Below are 5,732 nucleotides of genomic sequence, written 5' to 3'. Positions count from 1 at the left end.
CGACCCGGCGTAGCCGCACAGCTCTTCACTATCCTTGCCGAGGGCGGCATCAACATAGATATGATCGTCCAGGCTGGGGCGGCCACCGGAACCGTGGACATCTCTTTCACGTTGCCGTCTGCTCAGGCAGATCAGGTGGTTCCCATGCTGGATGACTCCCGTGAGCAACTAGGGTTCCACTCGGTCGACATCAATCCTGAGGTGGGCAAGGTGACCCTGGTAGGGGTGGGCATGAAGACCCACTCAGGCATCACCGCCACCTTCTTCCGGGCCTTGAGCGACCGGCATATCAACGTGCTCATGATCTCGACCTCCGAGATCCGCATCTCCGCCCTGGTGCCCATCCAGGACTTGGACGAGGCGGTACGGGCCATCCATACGGCCTTCCACTTGGATGCCGATCAGGTCGAGGCGGTCGTTTATGGCGGCACGGGTCGCTGAGAGGAGAGAGAGCAATGACGGATAAGGCTGATTTGGCAAACAACGGTCGCCGCGGCATCAATGTAGCTGTTCTGGGCGCCACCGGCCAGGTAGGCATGGTCATGCGCCGCATGCTGGACGAACGGGACTTCCCCGTAGCCGACCTGCGATTCATGGCCTCCTCCCGGTCTGCCGGCGAACAGTTGCGCTGGCGTGACAGGACCATCACGGTCGAGGACGTGGAGCAGGCCGACCTGAGCGGTATCGATCTGGCAATCTTCTCCGCCGGCGGTTCGACCTCGGGAACCTGGGCTCCTCGCTTCGCCGAGGCCGGAGCCTACGTGGTCGACAACTCCTCCCATTGGCGGATGGATCCCGAGGTCCCCCTGGTGGTGTCTGAGGTCAACCCCGAGGATCTGGACCTTATCCCCAGGCGGATCGTGGCCAATCCCAACTGCACCACAATGGCCTGCATGCCGGTGCTGAGCCCCCTGGCCAAGGCATACGGTCTGCGCCGCCTGATCGTCTCCTCCTACCAGGCTGTGTCGGGGGCTGGTCGTGCCGGCGTCCTCCAGCTGCGCGACGAAGCCAAAACGGCCGTGGAGCAAGGTGCTGACCGGCTGGTCTTTGACGGATCGGCCATCGAGTTCCCCCCGCCCACCAAGGTGGTGCGCACCATCGCCTTCAACGCTGTTCCTTTTATAGGCGACTTGGTCGATGACGGCAGCGGGGAGACCGACGAGGAGCAGAAGCTGCGCAATGAGAGCCGCAAGATCCTGCACCTGCCCGATCTGGCCGCCTCCTGCACCTGTGTGCGGGTAGGGGTCTTCACAGCCCACGGCATGAGCATCAATGCCGAGTTCGAGCGCGATGTCACCCCTGACCAGGCCCGCGACCTGCTGTTCAAAGCCCCCGGAGTGAATCTGGCGGAAATACCCACTCCTCTGGACGCAGCCGGCAAGGACCCCAGCTTCGTGGGCCGCATCCGCCAGGACCAGGCCGTGGAAGGCAAGAGGGGATTGTCCATGTTCGTGGCCAACGACAACCTGCGCAAGGGGGCGGCCCTCAACGCAGTGCAGATCGCCGAGCTGATCGTCCGTAAGCACTTCGCCGACAGGATCTGATTGTGCATCTGGGCTCATTGGTTCTACCAGGCCCCGTCTGCCTGATGGCCTTCATGTAGGGTCAGCCCTGCTTGGCCTCTGCTCGGCTCGAAGCTTGTGAGGCTTGTCTGCCTGCTTTTCTCTGCTGTTGATTCAGCTCAAGTATCCCCTCGGCCGTGTCGCGGTCGGTGGCCAGTGCAGAGATAAGCCCGGCCCGTAAACAGGCAAGGATGCTGGCAACTTTTTGCGGCCCCCAGGCCACGCCTATGACCAGGGGGATCCGCTTCAGTCGCTCGAACTCAATCGATATAGTGCGTTCGCACAGGCTGGTTCGGATGTGGCGACCCTGGGCATCGATGTGGTGACCACAGATGTGCCCCACGGCTTTGAGCTCGGTCACCTCTTTGATGAAAGCCGCATTCTCGTAGTCTTTGAAAATGTGTCCTGACGTTCCCTCCTTGACCGATCCCACTCCTACCACCGCAACGTCGGCATGTCCGCCCAGGGTCAGTGTGTCTGCGATCTGGCGTTCTTTGCGCATGGCTTCAGCCACGGGGGTTGAAGACAGGATCATGGGCACTGGCAGCGTCGAATAGCTGCCGCCCAGTCGTTGGGCAAGCATGCGGCATATCTCTGGTGAATCCGTCATGGGATTGGTTGGTGACAGGGAGCCAATCATCTGTACGACCTTGGACTTTGCCCAGTTCTGCAGGGGAACTTCGCGAACCGTGTAGGCGACTGCGTTGCCATTGGAGACGGTTATCAAAGAGTCGGGCCTGGTTTGTTCCACCAGTAGAGATGCTGCGCTTCGGGGTACGACGTCATACCCGGTGCATCCCTGTGGCGGCTCTGAGACCCGAGCGCAACGGAGGTTGAATTGTCGGATCAGCCTGGACTCCAGTTCTTCCAGCCGCTCTAATGGATTCTCTATGGAGATCTTCACCAGTCCTCGCTCCTGGGCCTCTTTGAGCATCCGGGAGACAGAGGGGCGGGAATAGCCCGTCGCTGTGGCGATCTGGGACTGCAGCATGTGATCCTGGTAGTACATGCGGGCTATGCGAAGAAGCAGCTGAACCCGCTTGCGGGCATCCGAAGTAGTCATCATCTGTAGATCGCTGAACATATGTACATATTATCAGGCTCAGCAAAAACCGTTTATCTACTCTTCGAGGTCTGAAAATGCACGTTTTCAAAGGCAAAAAATGAAATTGGCATAGTTCTATAACCATAGTTAGAGTACATATGTTCATCAAAGTCCTTGTTGTTCTGTAATTGTTCACATAATCTGTCTCCTGTCAAAGGCACTGGCAGGAAGAGCCTGAAGACCGGTGCCGCGAAGTCGCAGAGCACAAACAACAAAGGAGTTCATATGGCATTCGCACGAACCATTCTGGGTGATGTCGATCCGAGCACGCTTGGCGTAGTCAACAGCCACGACCATCTGATCCGGGTTGGAGCCGGTGAGGTCTACCTGGACAAGGACCATCAACTGGATTCAGTCGAAAAGGCAGAGACCGAGGCCGGCTATTTCGCCAAGGCTTCGTTGAAGTGGAGCAAGCAGGGCGGCACCGTGGTGGATATGTGCCCCATCAACTGTGGTCGTGACATCGAGAAGCTGGCCGAGGTGGCCCGCTCGGTGGAGAACCTGCAGATCATCGGAGCCACCGGCTTCCACCGTGAGCATGTCTACTTGGAGACCCAGTCCCACTGGATCAACCGCTACAGCGTGGATCAAATCGCCGACCTGGTCATCGCCGATATCCGCGAGGGCATTGACCGCAACGATTACACCGGCCCTCTGGTAGATCGCAGCCCTTACAAGGCAGGCGTCATCAAGATCGGCACTGCTTACGGAGAGATCACACCCTTCGAACACAAGTGCATGGAGGCTGCTGCCAAGGCGGCCATCGAAACCGGCGCTCCCATCAACACGCACACCACTTATGGAACCTGTGGTCTGGAACAAGCCCAGACCCTGATCGGACTGGGGGTCCCGGCCGACCAGATCGCCATCGGCCACATCCAGCGCAACGCTGATGTCTACTACCTGGAGGAGATCCTGGACCTGGGCGTCTATCTGGAGATCGACGGCACGAACAGGATCAAGTATCAGCCCGATTCCAACAGGATGATGGAGCTCAAGGCTTTCAAGAAAGACGGCTATGAAGACCGTATCCTCCTGGGTACGGACTCCGGCAAGCGCTCCTACCAGAAGGTCTACGGCTCTGTGAGCGGCGTGGATTACAACCCGGCAGTGGACGGCCCCCGCATGATTGCCGAAGGCTTTGATCCCGATTATGTGGACAAGCTGCTCATCCGCAACGCCCACAACTTCTTCTCCTTCCGTAAGGAGGCCTGAGCGCAATGGCAGCAGACAAAACCCTGGAACGTCCTCAGCTCCAGATCGCTCTGGACACCTTTGATATGCCATCGGCCCTGAGACCTCTGAACGCGGCCATCAGCCAGGTCGATGTCATCGAGTGCGGAACCGTCCTGATTATCGCCGAAGGGCTGAGAGCCGTGCGCGAGATTCGTGCCCTCTATCCCAATAAGACAATCCTGGCGGATGTCAGGATTGCTGAAGCTGGAGCGGTCATCTCCCGCGCCTGCTTCGAGGCGGGTGCAAGCTGGGTCTCGGTGGTTGCCGGGGCCAGCATGACCACGGTCGAGCAGGTGGTGAAGGTGGCCCAGGAGTTTGGCGGCGAGGTCCAGATTGAGCTTGGAGAGACCTACGATCCCGAACAGGCGCGCGAGTGGCGGCGGCTTGGAGCCACCCAGGTCATCGTCCACCGTTCTCGCGACGCTGAAGCGGCCGGCAAACTGACTTGGGGAGAAAACGACAAGGACCGTATCCGCCAGCTGCATCAGATGGGCTTCAAGGTCACCGTGACCGGTGGGGTCACGGCTAAGGACCTGCCCTTCTTCCAAGGAGTTCCCGTCGGAGTGGTGATCTCGGGCCGCGGCATCGTCAAGGCTGATGACCCCCTGGCCGCCGCCACTGAACTGCGGGAGACTATTGGCAGGGTGTGGCCGCAATGAGCGGCAGCGTCACCCTGGGCATCTATGAGAAGGCCCTGAAGTCCCCCGCTGAGCCGGATGACTGGGACGCATTCATGTCCCATGTCGCCGCCGATGGGTTCACTTTCATGGATCTGTCCATTGACGAAAGCGACAAGCGAATGGCCCGTCTGAACTGGACGGCTGCTCAGGCTTCCGCCTTCCGCCAGGCTGCCGACCGCCAGGGCGTCCAGGTCGGAGGGATCTGCCTGAGCTGCCACCGCAAGGTCGGCCCCGGCTCGGCCGATCCAGCTATCCGCCGTCAGGCCTATGACATCTTCCACAAGGCGATTGACCTGGCTCATGAGGCGGGTATTCCCCTGATCCAGGTAGCCGGTTATTACGCCTACTACGAGGACCCTGATCCCGACCAACGCGCTAGGTATGTGGAGGTTCTGGCCAGGGCGGCTGAGTACGCGGCCCAGGCCGGTGTCATGCTGGGCATAGAGAATGTGGACGGCAATGACATCACCTCCATCACCAAGGGTCTGTCCATCTGTGACCAGATCGGGTCCTCCTGGCTGAGCATGTACCCGGATATCGGCAACCTTTATGAGCAGGAGCTGGATGCCGTGGCTGAGCTCAGGGCTGGAGCCGGCAGAATGCTGGCCATCCACGTCAAGGATGTGCTCCCGGGACAGCCGCGTCGCATCACCATGGGCGAGGGCTGTGCCGACTTTCCCACAGCTTTCGCCGAGCTGGCCCGGCAGTCCTGGTCGGGGCGGATCATGCTGGAGATGTGGAACGACGATTCGGACCAGGCCGATCAGATCGTCATGAATGCAAGGAAGAAAGTGGAAACCTGGTTGCGCGGGGCCGGCATGGAAGTGCTCGACCCCAGAGAGTGAGGCAAAGGTCGGCAGCCGCCACGGTTGCCGACTCGGGGGTGGTTGTGCCGGTCCTCCACCCCCTTGGCATCGGCAGGGAGGCTATGATGCCAGCGGTCGTCCTTGGAGGGTCGACCCGACCGGTGCGAGTTTGAATGTGACAGGTCGTAATACGGACTGAAGCGGACGTCGTGGTCCATGCTGGAAAAACGACCGTGTAGACAAGGAGCAAGTGATGGCAGAACATACATATGACCTTTCGACCATAGGAGAGGGGCAGATCAGGCTCACGGTCAGGAGGGGGGAGCGGCTGATGAACGCCCGG

6 protein-coding genes are annotated in these 5,732 nt (G+C 60.0%); 5 read left to right on the top strand and 1 reads right to left on the bottom strand.

Annotation, left to right across the window (positions count from 1 at the left end):
* Together AC0AP0_RS08210 and AC0AP0_RS08205 are read left to right on the top strand one after the other, a co-directional pair.
* A partial coding sequence (locus AC0AP0_RS08210) for an ACT domain-containing protein (protein WP_490430110.1) occupies positions 1-441 on the top strand: 441 nt, incomplete at its 5' end.
* A 14-nt stretch (positions 442-455) separates the two neighbouring features.
* A complete protein-coding gene (locus AC0AP0_RS08205) occupies positions 456-1,544 on the top strand; it encodes an aspartate-semialdehyde dehydrogenase (RefSeq protein ID WP_490430109.1) in 1,089 nt (362 codons plus the stop codon).
* A 61-nt stretch (positions 1,545-1,605) separates the two neighbouring features.
* On the opposite strand, the gene AC0AP0_RS08200 is transcribed toward AC0AP0_RS08205, so the two are convergent.
* Positions 1,606-2,628, bottom strand: a complete 1,023-nt coding sequence (locus tag AC0AP0_RS08200; protein WP_490430108.1) for a sugar-binding transcriptional regulator — start codon at positions 2,626-2,628, stop codon at positions 1,606-1,608.
* 264 nt (positions 2,629-2,892) lie between these two features.
* Here AC0AP0_RS08200 and AC0AP0_RS08195 point away from each other — a divergent pair, with 264 nt between their 5' ends.
* Genes AC0AP0_RS08195 through AC0AP0_RS08185 form a run of 3 tightly spaced genes read left to right on the top strand, consistent with a single transcriptional unit; the run spans position 2,893 to position 5,428 of the window.
* Complete coding sequence (locus tag AC0AP0_RS08195) at positions 2,893-3,882, top strand: phosphotriesterase family protein (protein ID WP_024626968.1); 990 nt, start codon at positions 2,893-2,895, stop codon at positions 3,880-3,882.
* A 5-nt stretch (positions 3,883-3,887) separates the two neighbouring features.
* Complete coding sequence (locus AC0AP0_RS08190; RefSeq protein ID WP_445342005.1) at positions 3,888-4,562, top strand: 3-keto-L-gulonate-6-phosphate decarboxylase UlaD; 675 nt, start codon at positions 3,888-3,890, stop codon at positions 4,560-4,562.
* Positions 4,559-5,428: an L-ribulose-5-phosphate 3-epimerase gene (locus AC0AP0_RS08185; RefSeq protein WP_490430107.1), complete on the top strand. Its 870-nt coding sequence runs from the start codon at positions 4,559-4,561 to the stop codon at positions 5,426-5,428. The genes AC0AP0_RS08190 and AC0AP0_RS08185 overlap by 4 nt, the downstream gene beginning before the upstream one ends.
* The last annotated feature ends 304 nt before the right edge of the window (positions 5,429-5,732 follow it).

The organism is Bifidobacterium sp. POST2/T3 (B1) (assembly GCF_058197115.1).
Note: the sequence above shows the minus strand (reverse complement) of the source record. Positions and strands in the feature narration are given on the sequence as shown.